We start from the raw sequence: 20271 nt of genomic DNA on the forward strand, positions 1-20271 counted from the left end.
GTTCAGGGCGGTAATTTCGTCCTGAAATGATACCTTTACGGAATGATTTAAAACGGAACGCTTTCTAAACGAACCCGCAAAATAATCTTGTGAAATATAGGGTTATGGCTAGTGATGTAAAGAAACGCAAAAAGCCGCGAGGATCGCTCCCCGCGGCAGTGTTTTACGCAATTAACAGCTGATGATTAGCCAGCAGCGTTGCCAGATCCGTCTGCACGCCGTTCAGCGTCAGCAGTGGCGTTGAGGAGAACTGACCGCCCGCCCCGTCCAGGTCAACATGGATCTCAGTATTGCTGCCGTTCTGCACCACGCGGATGTAATCACTGATATTGCCCGCGCCGCTGTCCAGCGTGGCCACGCCGTCCACGTAGCTCGCCGAGCCCGTGCCGGTATAGCCGCTGCCGGAAAGCAGATCGCGCAGGTCAATACGATCCGTGTCCGCCGTCCCCTCCCAGGTGCCGACCGTAAAGCCGTTCACCTCGTCGTGACCGTTGCCGCCCGTGGCATCCGAGGCATTGATCAGCTTGTAGAGCAGCGTATCGTGACCGCCGCTGCCGATGTTGAAGGTGTCGTTTCCGCCGCGGCCTTCGAACTGGTTATCACCGCTGTTGCCGGTGATAACGTCGTCATAATCCGAGCCGTTGATCCCTTCGATATTCACCAGCGTTGCGGTATCGAAGCCGGTACTCTGGGCCGTTGAGCGTCCCAGATCCACGGTCACGCCGGAAGTGGCGTTACGGTAATCCACAACATCCATGCCGCCTGTACTGCTCCAGGTGTCGTGTTCAGAGGTCGTCGTCCAACCACCCGCGCCGTTGTAGGTATAGGTCCCTCCCTCAGCGATAAAGGTATCGTTGTAGCCGGTACCTGTCAGGGTTCCCTGATGCCCCCCCGTAGCCGCTTCTGCCGTCAGGGCATAACTTTCTTTGCCGTCTCCTGCCGTCAGTCCCTCCCAGGTTTCATTGCTCGACACACCGTTAACGGCACGTACCAGCACCGCATGGTAAGTTTCGCTGGGATCCAGGCCATAAAAACTGATGAGCGACGAAGAATCGTTAATGCCGATCCCGGACTGGGCATTGATGATTTCGCTGGCGACCAGCTGACCTGCCGAGTTATAAAGCTGGACCGTGTTGCCAAAGAAGGCGTTGATCCCCTCGCTGTCGACAATCTTCAAATGCAGTGCCGTTCCTGGCGCGACCGTATTGGTATTTCGCTCCAGCTGCACCGTACCGTTTTGACGGAAAATCAGCAGATCCTGTGCGCCATCCCAGTCGTAATCCACCAGGGCCGCGCCGGATACCTGACTTGACGTAGCGGTACTGAATTTTGAGGCGGTAAAGCTTGCGGTACCCGCCAGTCCATCATTGGTATAAAGATAAGACTGCCCGCTGTTCGCCAGCTTGATGATGTCCATCTTGCCGTCGAGGTTCCAGTCCACCGCCACGCTGACGTTACCCGCAAACTTATCCGTGGTCGCAGTTCCAACCGCGGTGCCGGTAAGCAGGTTACCAGTACCGTCGTTCAGCATTAACACCCCGCCCTGGCTGGTGCCGCTGGAGGTGCGCGACATGCTCATATACAGGTCCATGTAACCATCACCATTAAAATCGGCCCAGGTCATACTCACGGCGTTAGACGCTGCGGCTGAGCCATAGCCGCTGTACATGGTGTTGGTAAAGTTTTGCCCCCAGGTAAATGTGCCATTGCCCTGGTTAAACATGGTCGACAGGGCGTAGTTGTTGCTGCCGTTGGTCGTATGTTGGGCAATATCCACTTTTCCGTCGTTGTTCAAATCCACGCCAGACGTTTCAATCAGGCTGTTGTAGTTGCCTACCGTTGAGCCCGATACAAAATTGGAGTACGTCCCGGACTTCGAACTGCCCGTCAGCGTGCCGTTGTTATTGAGCATAACGGTGCTGGAATCCGGCCCACCCGCATCGCCAATCACAAAGTCGGTGTAGCCATCGCCCTCAATGTCAATGGCGACCACCGCGCCATACCACACCGCAGCACCCATATTGGTCAGCGTTTTGGAGGTGTAAGTCCCATCTCCATTGTTAGTCAGCTGTACCATGTACGAGTAGCTTGTTCCTTCCGCCAGCACGTCAGCCAGCCCGTCGCGGTTGATATCCGCATAGGTACCGGTTGTGTAATTTCCCGTCATAGAGAAATTACCTGACACGGTGTAAGAATTACGGCTATCGGCGTTTGCCGATGCGAACTGTTGGTTAGCCATAATCGTCCACATCCCGTCCGAATCCAGCATGTAACTGGATGAATAGGAGTAGTTCGCGGCGGTAAATGACCAGGCCGGTGTCAACGACTCTTCACTGCCCACGACCAGGTTACCGGTGGTCAACCCAGCGGTGTTACCGTTCCCCGCACTGCTCTTCACCTGCGCCGTGACGCTATAGCTCGCTGCGCTCAGGGCATCGCCGTCCGGGAGCTGCAAATACCATGTGTTATTATCCGGATCGACTACCACCGCACCGCCGGACTCTGAAGTATAGGTCTTATTGTTCACGGTGATAACCACGTACTCGCCGTTGGTCAGTCCCGCCGATACCAGACCACTCAGGATCGGGGTGGTATCCGTCGTAGTCTGAGGGTTAATGCTCACCGTCGTGGTCGGGATGCTCGTATCCACTTTCAGCACAAAATCATTTGAATCGGTGAAGTTCCCTGCCAGATCGGTCACACGCAACGTATACGTATGATTACCGTCGTTCAGACCGCTGTCCTGGAAATACCAGCTGGCGGCGCCGTTCATCGTCACCTGTCCCAGCAACACACCGTCACGATACAGCTGCACAATCTCGCCATTTTCCGGCGCGCGGTTAAGCGTTCCGTTGATGAGCGGCGAGTTATCGTCCGTTGCCACCGCGCTACCAAAGGAGCCCTGACGCTCGCCTTCACCATCGGTATAGCTCATGATCGTACCTACCGTGGTCGGCGGCGTGGTGTCTACCGTGACGACCTGAGAAGCCGTGGAGCCCACGTTGCCCGCCTTGTCGATAATCCGCACCTGGTAGGTGTAGTCACCGTCAGGCAGATCGCGGGTATCGTTGTAACTCCAGCGCAGGTTGGTGACCGTGGCATCTGACCAGGTATTCCCGCCGTCGAGGCTGATCTGCACCCGTTCGTCGCTCGCCAGCGCGCTGCCCAGGGAACCGTTGAGGGTCAGGGTGGTGTCCATGGTGATGAAATCACTTCCTGACTGGCCGGTGTCATCGCTGATGCTGTCGATGGTGATGCCGTACTGCGGCGCCTGGGTATCCACCGTCACGGTCTGCGTAGTGGTGGCCCCGATGTTGCCCGCCTGATCGACTACCCGCACCTGATAGCTGTAATCGCCGTCGGTCAGGGTGCGCGTGTCGTTATAGCGCCACTGTGTACCGTTTACCGTGGCGTAAACCCAGGTGCTGCCGCCGTCCATGCTTACCTGCACATACTCGCCCGCGCCGAGCTCGGCGCCGAGCGTCCCGTTGAGCATGTACGAAGTCGAACTGGTCAGGAAATCGTTGCTATCAAAACCGGTATCGACGGTAATGTTATCCACGGTCACCGTAATCGCGGAATCCGGTGCAACCGTGTCGACGGTTACCTGCTGATGCGCGCTGGCACCGATGTTACCCGCAGCGTCCACCACGCGAACGTAATAGTCATAGGTTTGGTTACCCAGCGTACGTCCGTCCACGTAATACCAGCTGCTGCCGGTGACAATCACGTTCTGCCAGGTGACCCCGCCGTCGATACTGATCTGGGCATATTCACCGTCGGCCAGCGTCGCGCCGAGCGAGCCGTGCAGCGTCAGGGACGTATCGTTAGTGATAAAGTCGCTGCTGCTCAGGCCGGTATCGTCGCTGATGCTGTCGATTGCGATCGTTTTACTGGCGTCCGGCGCAACCGTATCAATCGTCACGACCTGGCTGGCGGTGGCGCTGATGTTGCCCGCGTCGTCAATCACGCGCAGCTGGTAGTTGTAATCCCCGTCGGCCAGCGTACGACCGTCCACGTAGGTCCAGGTCAGGCCGCTCACGCTGACGTCGGTCCAGGTGACGCCGCCGTCGAGGCTGATCTGCGCGTGGTCGCCGCTGCCCAGCGCCGCGCCGAGCGTCCCTTTCAGGCTGATCTGGTTGTCGCTGGTGATAAAGTCGCTGCCGGACAGGCCGGTATCCTGGGTGACGGAATCCACGGTAATGGTCGTTGCCGCAGGCTTCGTCAGGTCAATCACCACGTCCTGGCTGTCCGTTGCCCCCACGTTACCCGCGCTATCGATCACCCGCACCTGGTACTGATACGTACCGTCCGTCAGGGTGCGGCCATCGGTGTAGCGCCACGTGGTGCCGGTCACCGTCAGGTCAATCCAGGTGGTGCCGCCGTCGAGGCTGATCTGCGCCTTCTCGTTATTGCCGAGCTGCGCGGTCAGGGAGCCGTTGACCACTACCTGCTTATCGTTGGTGATGAAATCCGTCGCGCTCAGGCCGGTGTCGTTTTGCAGCGAATCAATGCTGATGCCCATCGACGGCGCGGTGAGATCGACTGTGACGGTGTGGTTGTCGCTAGCGCTGTTGCCGATGGCGTTGCTGACCTGCGCGTTAATCACGTATGAACCGCCGTCTGCCAGCGCGGTAACGTCTGCGCTGCCCACCGTGTAGCTCCAGGTGCCGTCATTCTGCACGGTCGCCGCATAGGTTTTACCGTTCAGCGTAATGGTCACCGTCTGGCCCGCAGGCGCGTCGGTGGTGCCGCTGACGACCAGCGGCGTGCCGTGCTCGGCAGCGTTAACAATGTCATCCTGCGCAAAGGTGTTAATGGCAATCGTCGGGACATCACCGTTCAGCGTCACGTCGTGCGTGGCGCTGCCCGGGTTGCCCGCCTTATCGCTCACCGTGGCGGTGAGGGTGTACTGCCCGTCGCTCAGGCCGAGGAAATCACGCCCCGGCACGAAGACCGACCACGAACCGTCCGCCGCCACGGTCGCCTGATAGCTGTGACCGTTGAAGGTCACGGTTACCGTCTGACCCTGCTCCGCCGTGGTAGTGCCGCGGATGGTCTGGCCCGCCAGCTGCTCAGCGTTGTTGACGATATCGTCATCCGCCACGACGCTGATGGTCACGGTCGGCGCGACGGTATCCACCGTTAAGGTATGCGTCGTCTGACCGCTGTTACCGGCTTTGTCGTTAACGGAAGCGGTGACCGTCAGCGCGCCCTGGCTCAGTGCGGACAGGTCTGTCGCCGGAATGTCCAGCGTCCAGGTGCCGTCGTTTGCCACGGTTGCGGTGTAAGTTTTCCCGCCCAGCGTGACGGTCACGGTCTGACCCGCCTCGGCGCTGGAGGAGCCGTGTACGGTCAACGGCTGCTGAGCTTCCGCCGCGTTCAGAACGTCGTCGCCCGAGAGAGCGTTTACGCTAATCACCGGCGCGGTGGTATCCACGCTGAGGGTGTGCGTCGCCGTGGCGCTGTTGCCCGCGCTGTCATGCGCCGACACGGAAACCTGATAGCGCGCGCCATTGGCCAGCGCGCCCACGTCGGCGGCCGGAACGGTGGCCTGCCATGAGCCATCGCTCTGAATAGTGGCCGTGTAGCTTTTGCCGTTCAGGGTTACGGTGACCTGCGTGCCGCTGGCGAACTGCGCGCTGGAGCCGTTGATGACCAGCGAAGCGCCCGCTTCTGCCGCATTGATCACGTCATCACCGCTGATAGTGTTGACGGTCAGCGCCACGGAGGCCGTGTTTACCACAACGTCGTGGGTCTGGGTGCTGCTGTTACCCGCGCTGTCGGTAATGGTCGCGCTGAGGGTGACGGTGCCGTCAGCGAGCGCAGAAATGTCGCTGGCAGGCACGCCCACGCTCCATTTGCCGCTGGCGTCCACGGTGGTGGTGTACTGGTTCGAGCCGATGGTGATGACCAGCTTATCGCCCACGCTGGCGCCGGTTGCGGTGCCGCTGACAATCTGCGCCTGACCATGCTCCACGCTGTTGATAACGTTATCGTTCGCCACGACGTTAAAGCTGACGGTCGGCGGTGTGGTATCGAGCGTAATCGCTTTCGCCGCGCTGCCCGGGTTACCCGCGGCGTCGCTCACGCTGACCTGCACGGTGTAACCGTTGTCCGCCAGTGCGGACAGATCGGACGCCGGCACGTTAACGCTCCAGACGCCGCCCTGCTGAACCTGTGCGGTGTAGCTGTTCCCGCCAAGGGATACGGTCACCGTCTGACCGGCTTCAGCCGTCGTGGTGCCGGAAACGGTCACGCCCGCAGCCGCTTCGCTGCCGTTGATCACGTTGTCACCGGCGACCGTATCAATCGTCACGGTCGGCGCCGTCCCGTCCACGCTGTACTCGCGGCCCGCAGATGCGCTGTTACCGTGTACGTTGCTTACGCTCACCTGCACGCTGGCGTCGCCGTCCTTCAGGCCCGCAAGATCCGAGGAAGGCACGGTCGCCGTCCAGTTGCCGTTGGCATCGACTTTCGCGGTGTAATACTTGCCGCCAAAGGTGATGGTCACGGTCTGGTTTTCTTCCACGTTGGAGGTGCTGCCGGACAACACCAGATCCGCCCCTTTCTCCGCCGCGTTAATCACGTCGTCGGTGGCGATAGCATCGATGCTGATAGCCACGGCCGCCAGATCGACATTGACGTCGTGACTGATGGAGACCGGGTTACCTGCGCTGCTCTGACCTGCTACGGTGATAGTCACCGTGCCTGCGGCCAGAGCGCCCACGTCCGCCGCCGGGATCGCCGCGCTCCATGAGCCGTCTGCCAGTACCGACGCGGCATAGTTCTTGCCGTTTACGGTCACGGTGAGCGTCGTGCCCGCCGCCAGCCCGTCGCTGGTGCCGGTGACGATCAGATTCTGACCGTGCTCAATGCTGTTAATCACATCGTCGCCCGCCATGATATTCACGCGCAGGCCCGGCAGGCTGGCGTCGATAGTGATATCGCGCTCCCCGGTGCCGGTATTACCGTGACCGTTGGTGACGGTTGCTGACACGGTCAAATCGCCGTTGCCCAGCGCCGTCAGGACGGATTCCGGCACGCTGACGGACCAGGTGAGGTCGCTCTGCACCGTCGCGGTGTAGCTGTTGCCGCCGATGTTCACCGTCACCGTGTTACCGGCTTCCGCGTTCGCCACCTTACCGGTGATGGTCTGGCCTGCGGCCACTTCCGCCGCGTTGATGACGTTATCGCCCGCCACGGTGTTGATGGTGACGGTCGGCAGCGCGGTGTCGACCAGCAGGTTCGCTGCATTGCTCACGCTGTTGCCCACCCCGTTGGTGGCGGTCGCATTAAGGATGTAATTCGCCTCGCCCAGGCCTGCAAGATCAGCGGCCGGAACCGACAGGCTCCAGGTGCCGTCCGCCGCCGTCGTTGCGATGTAGTTTTTACCGTTCAGGGTCACGGTTACCACGGTGCCTTCCGCCAGGTTGGTGCTGGTGCCGCTCACGCTCAGAGCCTGGCCTTTCTCCGCCGCGTTCAGGACGTTGTCACCGCTGATGGCGTTGAAGCTGACCGATGGCAGACCGGTATCGACGGTCACGTTATGGGTGCCGCTGCCGGTGTTGCCCGCCGCGTCGGTAACAGACGCAGTGACGGTCACGGTGCCATCGCTGAGGCCAGAAATCACGCTCGCCGGGACCCCCACGCTCCAGTTCCCCGCCGCGTCCAGCACGGTGGTGTACGTCTGGCCGCCGACAGTAACGGTGACCTTATCGCCCGCTGCCGCGCCGGTGGCGGTGCCGCTGACGATCTGCGCCTGACCGTGCTCGGCGACGTTAATCACATCGTCATCTGCAATAGCGTGGATGGTGACCGCAGGGACGGTCATATCCACCGTCAGGTTGTGGTTTACCGAGGCCGAATTGCCCGCCTTATCGCTGACCGATGCGGTCACGGTCACGCTGCCGTCGCTGAGCGCCGCCAGGTCCGCCGCCGGAACGTTCAGCGTCCAGCTGCCGTCCGCGCCGACGGTTGTGGTGTAGTCCTTGCTGTTCAGCGACACGGTGACCGTCTGGCCCGCCTCGGCGGTGCTGGTGCCGGAAATCGCCAGGTCAGACTGCGCTTCCGTGGCGTTCAGGATGTTGTCATTCGCGATCGTGTTGATGGTGACGGAAGGCGCAGTGGCATCCACGCTGTACTCGCGGCCAGCCGAAGCGCTGTTACCGTGGACGTTGGTGACGCTCACCTGCACGCTGGCGTCACCGTCCTTCAGACCCGCCAGATCCGCAGCCGGCACGGTATAGGTCCAGTTACCGTCTGCTTCTACGGTAGTGGTGTAGATTTTACCGTTCAGGCTCAGGATGACGGTCTGCCCGGCTTCCACGTTGGTGGTCGCGCCGGACAGCACCAGATCCGTCCCTTTCTCCGCCGCGTTGATGACGTCGTCGGTGGCAATGGCGTTGATGCTGATGGCAACAGAAGCCAGATCGACGGTCACATCGTGGCTGATGGTAATCGGGTTACCCGCCGCGCTGTCGCCGGTAACGCTAATTTTCACGGTACCTTCCGGCCACGCGCTCACGTCCGCAGACGGAACCGCCGCGCTCCAGGTGCCGTCCGCCAGCACCGTCGCCGCATAGTCTTTGCCGTTCACGGAAACGGTCAGCGCCGTGCCCGCCGCCAGCCCGTCGCTGGAGCCGGTGACGATCAGGTTCTGTGCATGCTCGATGCTGTTGACCACGTCGTCGCCCGCCACGATGTTCACGCGCAGGCCCGGCAGGTTAGCGTCGATAGTGATATCGCGCTCGCCGGTGCCGGTGTTGCCGTGGCCGTTGGTGACGGTCGCCGTCACGCTCAGGCTGCCGTTGCCGAGTGCGGTCAGCACATCAGACGGCACGTTCACGGACCAGCTCAGATCGTTCTGCACCGTTGCGGTATAGCTGTTGCCGCCAATGGTCACGGTTACGGTGTTGCCCGCTTCAGCATTTGCCACGGTACCGCTCAGGGTCTGGCCTGCCGCCACTTCCGCCGCGTTGATAACGTTATCGCCCGCCACGGTGTTGATGGTGACGGTCGGCAGCGCGGTGTCGACCAGCAGGCTCGCAGCGCTGCTCACGCTGTTGCCCACGCCGTTAGTGGCGGTCGCATTAAGGGTGTAACTGGCCTGACCGAGACCGGCCAGATCCGCAGCCGGAACCGACAGGCTCCAGGTGCCGTCCGCCGCCGTCGTCGCGGTGTAGTTTTTTCCGTTCAGGGTCACGGTTACCACGGTGCCTTGCGGCAGGTTAGCGCTGGTGCCGCCGACGTTCAGATCCTGACCTTTCTCCACCGCATTCAGAACGTTATCGCCGCTGATGGCGTTGAAGTTGACCGACGGCAGACCGGTATCGACGGTCACGTTATGGGTGCCGCTGCCGGTGTTGCCCGCCGCGTCGGTAACAGACGCAGTGACGGTCACAGTGCCGTCGCTGAGGCCTGAAATCACGCTCGCCGGGACGCCCACGCTCCAGTTGCCCGCCGCGTCCAGCACGGTGGTGTAAGTCTGGCCGCCGATGGTCACGGTGACCTTATCGCCCGCTGCCGCGCCGGTGGCGGTGCCGCTGACGATCTGCGCCTGACCGTGCTCGGCGACGTTAATCACGTCGTCATCTGCAATAGCGTGGATGGTGACCGCAGGGACGGTCATATCCACCGTCAGGTTATGGTTTACCGACGCCGGATTGCCCGCCTTGTCGCTCACGCTGGCGGTTACGGTCACGCTGCCGTCGCTGAGCGCCGCCAGGTCCGCCGCCGGAACGTTCAGCGTCCAGCTGCCGTCTGCACTGACGGCTGTGGTGTAATCTTTACCGTTCAGCGACACGGTCACGGTCTGGCCCGCTTCGGCGGTGCTGCTGCCGGAAATCGTCAGGTCAGTCTGCGCTTCCGTGGCGTTCAGGATATCGTCAGTCGCGATCGTGTTGATGGTGACGGAAGGCGCGGTGGTATCCACGCTGTACTCCCGGCCCGCAGAGGCGCTGTTACCGTGGACGTTGGTAACGCTCACCTGCACGCTGGCGTCACCGTCCTTCAGGCCCGCCAGTTCCGCAGCCGGCACCGTGGCGGTCCACTTACCCGTCGAATCCACCGTTGCGGTGTAGTTCTTGCCGCCAAAGGTGATAGTGACGGTTTGATTTTCCTCCACGTTTGAGGTGGTGCCGGAAAGCACCAGATCCGCGCCCTTCTCGGCCGCGTTAATCACATCGTCGATGGCAATGGCGTCGATGCTGATAGCGACGTTCGCCAGATCCACCGTCACATCGTGGCTGATGGAAACCGGATTGCCCGCGCTACTCTGGCCCTCAACGGTCACGGTGACAGTGCCCGCTGCCAGGGCACTTACGTCCGCAGAAGGGACAGCCGCACTCCATGTACCGTCCGCCAGTACCGTCGCGGGATAGGTTTTGCCGTTGATGGTAACGGTCAGCGCCGTGCCTGCGCTCAGGCCATTGCTGGAACCAGTAATAATCAGATTCTGTCCGTGTTCGATGCTGTTGATCACGTCATCGCCGGCCACGATGTCCACGCGCAGGCCCGGCAGGCTGGCGTCTATCGCGATCTCACGCTCACCGCTGCCGCTGTTGCCCACGCCGTTCGTGACGCTGGCGGTTACAGTCAGATCGCCGTTGCCCAGCGCCGTCAGGACCGATTCCGGTACAGCGACGGACCAGGTCAGATCGCTCTGCACCGTTGCGGTGTAGCTGTTGCCGCCAATCTTCACGGTCACGGTATTGCCCGCTTCGGCATTCACCACGGTGCCGCTGATGGTCTGGCCTGCGGCCACTTCTGCCGCGTTGATGACGTCGTCGCCTGCCACGGTGTTGATCGTGACGCCAGGCAGTACGGACTCGACGTTCACGGTGTGCGAGGTGCTGGTGCTGTTGCCGACGCTGTCCGTTGCCGAGGCAGTGACAGTGTAAAGCGCCTCACCCAGTTGACCTACCTCGCTCGCCGGAACGGTAGTGGACCATTGGCCGTTGGCCTCAACCGTGGCGCTGTAGGCTTTGCCGTTGAGCATCACGGTCACCACCGCGCCCGCCGCCAGTCCTGAAGCCGTACCGGTGATGGTCAGATCCTGCGTTTTCTCGCTGCTGTTGATCACATCGTCATCGGAGACGGTGTCGATGGTCAGCACCGGCGCGCTCAGGTTAACTTCAACCTCGCGCGTCGCGCTGTTGCTGTTTCCGGCTTTGTCGGTTAGCGCTGCGGTGATAGTGTAATCCCCGGCGGTCAGGGCACCGACGTCCGCCGCAGGCACGCCCACGCTCCAGTTGCCGGAAGTATCCAGCGTCGCCGTGTAATCTTTGTTATTGATGGTAACGGTCACTACGTCGCCCGCCGCCGCGCCGGTCACTGAGCCGGTGACGATCAGAGCCTGCCCGTGCTCGGCGCTGTTGATCACGTCGTCATTGGAAACGGCGTCAATGGTCAGCTGTGGCACGGTGGTATCGACCAGCACGTCGCGACCTGCCGAAGCCGGGTTGCCGGCCTTATCGGATACCGCTGCCGTGATGGTGTAGTTGCCGTCGTTAATCGCGCCGACATCCGCAGAAGGCACGGTCACGCTCCAGCTGCCGTTTGCCTGCACGGTGGTGGTGTAATCCACGTCGTTCAGCGTCACGGTCACGGTCTGGCCCGCTTCGGCGTTAGAGGTACCGTTGACGACCAGATCCTGCTGCGCTTCGGCGGCATTGATGATGTTGTTGTCGCTGACGATCTCGATAGATACCGTCGGCGCGGTGGCGTCCACGCCGTACTCGCGTCCCGCCGAGGCGCTGTTGCCGTTCACGTTGGTTACGCTCACCTGCACGCTGGCGTCGCCATCCTTCAGACCAGCCAGATCCGCCGACGGCACGGTCGCCGTCCAGTTGCCGCTGGCATCCACTTTCGCCGTGTAGGATTTGCCGCCGAACGTGATGTAAACCGTCTGGTTCTCTTCCACGTTGCTGGTGGCACCCGACAGCACCAGATCTGCGCCTTTTTCTGCCGCATTAATCACGTCGTCGGTAGCGATAGCGTCAATGCTGATAGCAACCGTCGCCAGGTCGACCTTCACGTCGTGGTTGATCGAAACCGGGTTACCCGCTGCGCTCTGGCCTTCAACGGTCACGGTGACCGTGCCCGCATTCATCGCGCTGACGTCGGCGGCAGGGATCGCCGCCGTCCAGGTACCGTCTGGCAGCACGGTGGCCGCGTAGGTTTTACCGTTCACGGTCACCGTCAATGCAGAACCTGCTGCCAGACCGTCGCTGGTGCCGGTGATAATCAGGTTTTGAACGTGTTCGATGCTGTTGATCACGTCGTCGCCCGCCACTTTATCGACCCGCAGGCCAGGCAGGTTGGCATCTATCGTGATGTCGCGTTCGCCGGAGCCGGTGTTGCCGTGGCCGTTGGTGACACTGGCCGCTACGGTCAGGTCGCCGTTGCCGATGGCAGTTAACACATCAGACGCGATGTTAACCGACCAGCTTAAATCGTCCTGCACAGTTGTCGTGTAGGTATTGCCACCCACCGAAATTGTGACAGTGTCACCGCTCGCGGCACCGCTCACCTTCCCGCTCAGGGTTTGTCCGGAAGCGACTTCCGCCGCGTTGATCACGTCATCGGAGGCGATTGTGTTGATGGTGACCTGCGGCAGCGCGCTGTCGACCAGCACGCTGTGGCTGGCGTTCGCGCCGTTGCCTGCGCTATCGGTCACGCTTGCCGTGACGGTATAGGTCGCTTCGCCCAGCGCAGAGACGTTCGCCGCCGGAACGGTCACGCTCCACGCGCCGCTGGCGTTGGTAGTCGCGGCGTAGCTGATGCCGTTGAGGTTCACGGTAATCGCTGTGCCTTCTGGCTGGTTGCTGGTTCCGGAAAGCAGCAGATCCTGGCCTTTTTCGGTGGCATTAATGACGTCATCAACCGCCAGGGTATCAATGGCAATCGTCGGTGCCGTCAGGGAGACGTCAAGAGCATGGGTGGCCGTGGTGCTGTTACCCGCCTTATCGGTGAGGGTGGCGGAGATTGTCTGATGCCCGCCAGCCAGCGCGCCCACATCTGCCGCCGGAACGCCCACGCTCCAGCTTCCGGCACCGTCCAGCATCGCGGTGTAGTCTTTGCCGTTCAGGGTTACGGTAATGACGTCGCCCGCCTGCGCGCCCGTCACCTTGCCGGAAACGATCAGCGCCTGGCCGTGCTCGGCAATATTCACAATGTCGTCGCCCGCGACGAGGTTAAAGGTAATTTGCGGCACGGTGGTATCGACCAGCAGGGCTGCGTCCGCGCTGGCCGGATTGCCCGCTTTATCAGATACGGAAGCCGTGACCGTGGCGTTACCGTCGGTGATGCCCGCCAGATCCGCAGCCGGCACGTCGAGCGTCCAGCTGCCGTCAGCCTGCACCTGCGCGGTGTACTGGTTGCCGTTGAAGGTTACGGTAACCGTCTGGCCTGCTTCGGCAGTGGACGTCCCGCTCAGGGTCAGATCCTGCGCTGCCTCAGCCGCATTCAGCATGTTGTCGCCGCTGATGGTATTGATGGTCACCGCTGGCGCGGCGGTGTCGACGCTGAAGGCCTGCGAGGAGGAGGCCGCGTTGCCGTTCACGTTGGTCACGCTGACCTGCACGCTGGCATCGCCGTCCTTCAGGCCGTTCAGGTCGGCAGCCGGAACGGTGTAGCGCCAGTCGCCGTTGGCATCGACCGTCGTGGTATACGTTTTACCCGCGAAGGTGACGGTAACGGTCTGGCCCGCTTCAACGTTTGAGGAAGAGCCGGAAAGCACCAGATCCTGGCCTTTTTCCGCCGCGTTAAGCACGTTGTCGTCCGTCACGCTGTTGATGCTAATCGCTACCGGGGCGAGATCGACATCCACAACGGTGCCGATTTTCACCGGGTTGCCCGAGGCATCCTGCGCGCTGGCGCTGATGGTGAGCGAACCGTCCGCCCACCTGGAGACGTCTGCCGCCGGAACCGCTGCCTGCCAGGTACCGTCCGCCAGTACCGAGGCAGAATAATCATTGCCGTTAATGGTCACGGTTACGGTGCTGCCCGCCGCCAGGTCGGTGCTGGTGCCGGAGATAACCAGGTTCTGAGCGTGTTCGATGACGTTAATCACGCCGTCACCGGCGACCATATCAATGCGCAGGCCGGGCAGCTGGGCGTCGATGGTGACGTCCAGAGAAGACGAACCGGTATTGCCGTGCGCGTTGGTGACGCTGGCCGATACGGTCAGATCGCCGTTGCCAAGTGTGGTTAACTGGCTCTGGGTTAGCGGCAGGCTCCAGGTGAGATCGTCCTGCACGGTAGCCGTATATGTTTGCCCGCCGAGGATAATCGTGACGGTATCGCCCGATGCCGCGTTAGAGACCTTCCCGGTCAGGGTTTGCCCTGCGGCCACTTCCGCCGCGTTGACGATATTGTCGGTTGCGAAAGTGTTGATAGTGACTACCGGCAGCGAGCTGTCTACCAGCACATCGTGCGAGGTTGAGGCGCTGTTACCCACATTGTCGGTCACGCTCGCCGTCACGGTGTAACTGGCTTCGCCCAGCGCGCTCACCGCAGAGGCGGGCACGGTGACGCTCCAGCCGCCGCTGGCGTTAGTGGTGGCGGTGTAGTTGATACCGTTCAGGTTTACGGTGATGGTGGTCCCTTCCGGCTGATTGCTGGTACCGGAAAGCAGCAGATCTTCGCCCTTCTCTGCCGCATTGATCACGTCATCTACGGCCAGCGTGTTAATACCGATAACAGGCGTCACGGTATTCACCACCACATCCAGAGAATTGCTGCCGGTGTTGCCGGACCGATCGGTCACGGAGACGTTAATGGTCCAGGTGCCGTCCGTTAGCCCCTGAACGACGGATGCAGGCAGGCCGAGGCTCCAGTTGCCCGCCGCGTCCACCGCAGTGGTGTAGTCCACGTTATTAATGGTAATGGTGACCAAATCGCCCGCCGCCGCGCCGGTGACGGAGCCGCTCAGGATCTGCGCCTGAGAGTGGGCCAGCTGGTTAACGGTGTTGGTGTCGGTGACAAAGTCATTAATGGTCACCTGCGGCACGGTGGCATCCACCAGCCCAACGCGATCCGCGCTGCTGCTGTTACCCGCCACGTCGCTGACGGTGGCCGTAACGGTGATCGGGCCATCGGTTAGCGCGCCAACGTCTGCGGCAGGCACGTTCAGCGTCCAGGTGCCATCAGCCTGTACGGTGGTTTGATAGTTTTTGCCGTTCAGCGTCACGGTGACCGTCTGACCCACTTCAGCGGTGGTACTGCCGCTGAGCACCAAATCCTGCTGCGCTTCTGCCGCATTGATGATGTTGTCGTCGGTCAGGTTATCGAGCGTAATGGCCGGCGGCTGCGTATCGACGGTCACCACGCGTGAGGCGTTCGCGCTGTTGCCGCTGACGTTGGTCACGCTGACGCTCACCTGCGCCCGCCCGTCGATCAGCGTTTCCATGGCGTTCGCCGGGACGGTCAGGCTCCATGATCCGTCCTGCTGCACCTGCGCGGTAAAGGTCCGATCCGCGAAATTCACCACCACGGTCTGGCCCGCCTCTACGCCCTGCGTCTGGCCGGAAAGCGTTAAATCCGCCCCTTTTTCCGCAGCGTTGAGCATATCGTCAGCGGTTACCGTATTGATGGTGACGGCCACGGCGTTCAGATCAAGCTCAATTGGGTGTTCAGCCACAACGGTGTTGCCCCAGGCGTCTTCAGCGCTGACGCTGACGGTCATGCCGCCCGCGGTCCATGCCTTAAGGTCAGACGCGGGCACGCCAATCTGCCAGCTGCCGCTGGCGGTAATCACGGCGGCGTACTCAACATTATTAAGGGTGACGACGATCGGCGTGCCGGCAGCCAGATGGGTGCTGGAGCCGGTCACGGTCAGATCCTGCTGCTGTTCGATGGCGTTGATCACGTCATCGCCAGAGATGATATTGACGCGCAGGCCCGGAAGCCCGGTGTTGATGTTGATATCACGCTCGCCGGTGCCGGTATTGCCGTGCGCATTGGTAACGGAGGCACTGAAGGTTAACCCGCCGTCGCCAAACGCCTGAATGTCTGCGGATGGGATCGTCACGCTCCAGGTCAGATCGCCGCCAACCGTCGCGGTGTAGCTTTTGCCACCCACGCTGATTGCGACGGTATCGCCCGCCGCCGCGCCGGTCACGCGTCCGCTAAGAGTCTGGTCCACCGCCGCTTCGGCGTTATTGACCAGGTTATCCCCCGCAAAGGTGTTGATGATCACCTTCGGCAGCACGGTATCGACCAGCAGATTCGCCTCGGCGGAGCCGCTGTTACCCACGCTGTCGGTGCCGCTGACGCTGACGGTGTAAAGGGTATTTGCCAGGCCCAGCACGTCGGAAACCGGCACCTGAACGGACCAGATGCCGTTCTCAACGGTGGCCTGATAGCTCACGTTATTCAGGGTCACGGTGACGGCGCTGCCGTTTGGCAGATTACTGGTTCCACTGAGGCTCAGGGGCTGCATAGCCTCCTGCGCATTCAGGACGTTGTCCTGGCTGATGGTGTCAATCGTGAATTCTGGCGGGTTGCCGCTGAGCGTAATACCGTGCGTCGCGCTGCCGGTATTGCCCGCCGCATCGGTGACGGAGACAGAAACAGTATGGCTACCCTCACCCAACACGCCGATAACAGAGGCCGGTACCCCTACGCTCCAGCTGCCGTCCGCCTGGACAACACCGGTAAAGGTCTGGCCGCCGACGGTCACGGTAACGACATCACCCGCTTCCGCGCCGTTCGCATGGCCGGAAACGATCTGCGCCTGCCCCTGCTCGCTGGTGTTCAGAATATCGTCGCCCGCAACGGTATTGATAGTCACAACCGGCGCGGCGGTATCCACGGTGAAATCGGCAGTTGCGGATGAACCGTTCCCGGCTTTGTCGCTGACGTTAACCGTCAGGGTATGTTCGCCATTAGCCAGCGCCTGTACCTCGCTGGCCGGCAGTGTAACGGACCATGAGCCGTCGCTGCCCACCGTCGCGGTATGATTTTTGCCGTTCAGGGTCACGGTGACAATCTGCCCCGCTTCGGCATCCGTTTTACCGGTCAGCGTCAGGGGCTGGTTGTGTTCAGCCGCATTGATGACGTTATCCTGCGCGATCGTGTCGACAGTGATCGCTGGCGCAGCGGTATCAACGCCAATGGTCTGACTGCCGCTCACGGTATTCCCCGCCGCATCCTTACCGCTGACGTTCACCGTCCAGGTGCCATCGCCCAGCGCCTGCGCATCTGCGGCAGGCACCTTCACGCTCCATGCGCCGTTTGCGCCCACTTCAGCCGTATAGGATTTTCCGTTCAGCGTAACGGTCAGTTCGGTGCCCTGCGCCAGATTTTTGCTGGCACCCGAGAGCGTAAAGCCCGCAGACTGTTCGCTGGCGTTGATCACGTTATCGCCCGCCGTCGTGGCAAGCGTAACGGTGGCATCTGCCGTGGATACGGTAACGGTGATGCTGCCCGCAGAGGTCGTTTTACTGCCGTCGATCTGCACGACAGACCAGGTATGCTCGCCGTCCGCCTGGGTCGGGAGTTTTACGGTCCAGGTGCCGTCTTTCGCGACCATGGTGCTGGCGATGGTGCTGCCGCTACCGTCCTTAATCTGAATGGTCGCGCCCGGCTGCCCGGTACCGCTGAAGGTTGGGGTGTTATCGTCCGTGACCTCTTTTGCACTCAGCACACCCTGCTTGTCACCCGCTTTATCCGTCAGCAAAAATGTTGGCGTAGCGCTCTCTACTTCTTTTGTATTATCAATAACTTTTGTTTTGGTTTCGCCGTCACCGCCGTGAGAAAGCAGCGCACCGATGGCCCCGCCCCCTAACGCCGCCCCGGCAATCCAGCCCCACGGCGCATCGCCTAAGACGCTTCCCGGCTCCAGGAAAGGCTCAATGCTGCTAATGGGTGTCGCCTGCGCGGTTAATTCCGTGGCGGCAACGCCCGATGCTTCACCGGCATCGGCGAAAGAAATGTGTGTCAGTTCCTGATTATCGTTGAAGACCAGCTCTGAGTGGTTTTGCGTCTCAGGATCTTCCACAAAATAATTATTGCAGCGAATCACGCTGCCATCTTTCATATAAATGAGGAGGTCATTCCCCTGGCGGACATACCGCACCACGTCCTGAGCAGAGCCCTGAATTTCAATTACGCTCGGCGATGAAATAGAGACAGACAGATTTCCTTCACCGGTTAATTTTGTTTTTTCTGCCGTTTTTCGAATGATGACATCAACAACTTTTGCGTTACTCATATTCTTCTCCTTGCAGGTGCGCGTATTCCTGTGGATATGTCCACCAGATGGATGTAGCTATCCCTGGGAAAAATCACCCATTATTGTCTTACTTATTTCGCGCAGAAAGGCGCGCCTTTTTTTAACTCAAATCAGGTAGCTTCGCGGCAGCGTTTTTCTCGATTCCGATAAGCGGCATGAGATTATCCACTGCGGATGCGTAATTAATCGCCGCACTCCAGCCATCGTATTCAGCCATTATTTTTGCTGAGGTAGCAGCCCAGACATCCTGTTCCACGCTGAGCAGATCGTTAATGCTGCGCTTGCTCAGGGTATATTCATTTTTGTAGACGTCGCGGGCGCGCAGCGCATTTTCCAGCTGTCGTTTCCCGGCTTCCATTCGTCCTCGCGCTCCGGTCCAGTCGGCCTGCGCGACGGAGGCTTTTTGCAGGACATCAAAACGGGCCTGATCGACCTGAGTCGATGCCATCGCCCTTGCCCCTTCAGCCTGACGCACGCGCGCCGAGACCGCGCCGCCCTGATAAAGCGGTGCGTCAATATTGAGCTGGATCTGGTCATCCCAGTAGGCGCGATTATCCGACTCATACCGGGTCCGGCCCCCTTTAAGGCTTAAGGTCGGCCAGTGCTGAGACTTCGCGGTTTCGACCCCGTACTGGGCTGAACGCTCCATGTTCTGTGCGGCCATCACCGCAGGAATGAGTGAATAATCAATACGATTGAGAGAATCCGGTTCCACCGCCAGACTTCCAGGTACTGGTGAATAGCGTTCAGCCTGTATGCCGGTTAATACCGCCAGCCGCGCGCGGGCGCTGTTCAGGGACGCATTGTACTGCTCTACCGTGGCCTGCATACCGGCGATACGGGTACGGGTCTGAAGCTCGTCAGAGGTGGAGCTTACGCCAGCATCGGCGCGGAGTTTTGCCAGTTGCTCGACGTTTTTAAGCGCCTGCACGTTTTCTGTTGCCGCCTGCAACAGATCGCTGTAGCGCTTGACCTCCACATAGCTGAGGGCCGTTTTTTCCGCGACGGCAGACATCGTGCCCATCAGCTGATAGCGATAGCTGTCACGCTGCGCTGAAGACTGGCTGATGCTGTTGTTGGTCTTGCCAAAATCGTACACCAGCTGCGTCAGGCTCAGGCCCCAGGCAGCGGAATTTCGCAACGAGCCGCTCGAATCGGTGGTCTGGCTGTGACCGGTACTCCCGTTCAGGGCAATTTGTGGCATCCAGGCACTGCGCGCTTCATCTATTTGCGCCTGGCCGATCCCCAGCTGTGCCGCCTGCTGGCTTACCGAGGGATCGCGGTCCAGTGCGAAAAGAATACTTTCTTTCATCGTCATTGCCGCAACAGGCGATATTCCCACCGGGCCGTTATTTGCATGCGCCGCAGTCACTACCAGCGAAATGAAGGTCAGTGAAGCAGATAATTTAAGCAACCTGTTATTGCACTTCATCTTCATTATCTCCTCCGACTCCAGGTAATGGCTAAATAATTACCCACGAAGAGGTATAAATATTTTTCCAAATATTCCCCCACTCCTGTTTGATAAATTCAGGTAATAGTTACCCATACCCATTTCATTTGAGATGAGAGTCGTTCCACGTCTATTTTATTTTAAGAAATTACTTAAAAATTAATTGATTTGCAGCATAACAAAATGTGATATGTGCAACCACACCCGCAATGTTAACGTGGTGTTGCAAACAAGAAAAAAGATGGGGTTTCTGGACAAAACACTATAAGACGCATTTCAAATGTAACTTATAAACCCCCTGTAATTTAAGGAAAATTCCGAAATGTCGTGATGTACATTTTTGCGTTAATTTCAGCTCGAATCAGACACAAAGATTTTCAAAGAAGTGTCAATTTAAGTAATTCGAAGAATAAAACTGAAGCATTACACTATGTATTCTAATAGATATAGATATAATAACTATTTTATAGTTATTAATTAGATAAAAACTCTAATTACTGTCTATAAACTGGCGACTTAACCCAAATTCCTATGTAAAACATAGCGATAACAACCTGGATAAAAGTTAAATACATGTTTT

Annotated in this window: 2 protein-coding genes; both read right to left on the minus strand. The window is 59.9% G+C overall.

Features of this window, described 5'->3' with window-relative positions; all coding sequences use genetic code 11:
- Positions 1 to 163: 163 nt before the first annotated feature.
- Positions 164 to 18190: an Ig-like domain-containing protein gene (locus A3466_RS15950; RefSeq protein WP_432416610.1), complete on the minus strand. Its 18027-nt coding sequence runs from the start codon at positions 18188 to 18190 to the stop codon at positions 164 to 166.
- A 148-nt stretch (positions 18191 to 18338) separates the two neighbouring features.
- Complete coding sequence (locus A3466_RS15955; RefSeq protein WP_063451383.1) at positions 18339 to 19676, minus strand: TolC family outer membrane protein; 1338 nt, start codon at positions 19674 to 19676, stop codon at positions 18339 to 18341.
- Positions 19677 to 20271: the final 595 nt, after the last annotated feature.

The sequence above is a fragment of the Enterobacter genomosp. S genome (genome assembly GCF_001631805.1).
In the GTDB taxonomy this organism is placed as follows: Bacteria; Pseudomonadota; Gammaproteobacteria; order Enterobacterales; family Enterobacteriaceae; genus Enterobacter; species Enterobacter quasihormaechei.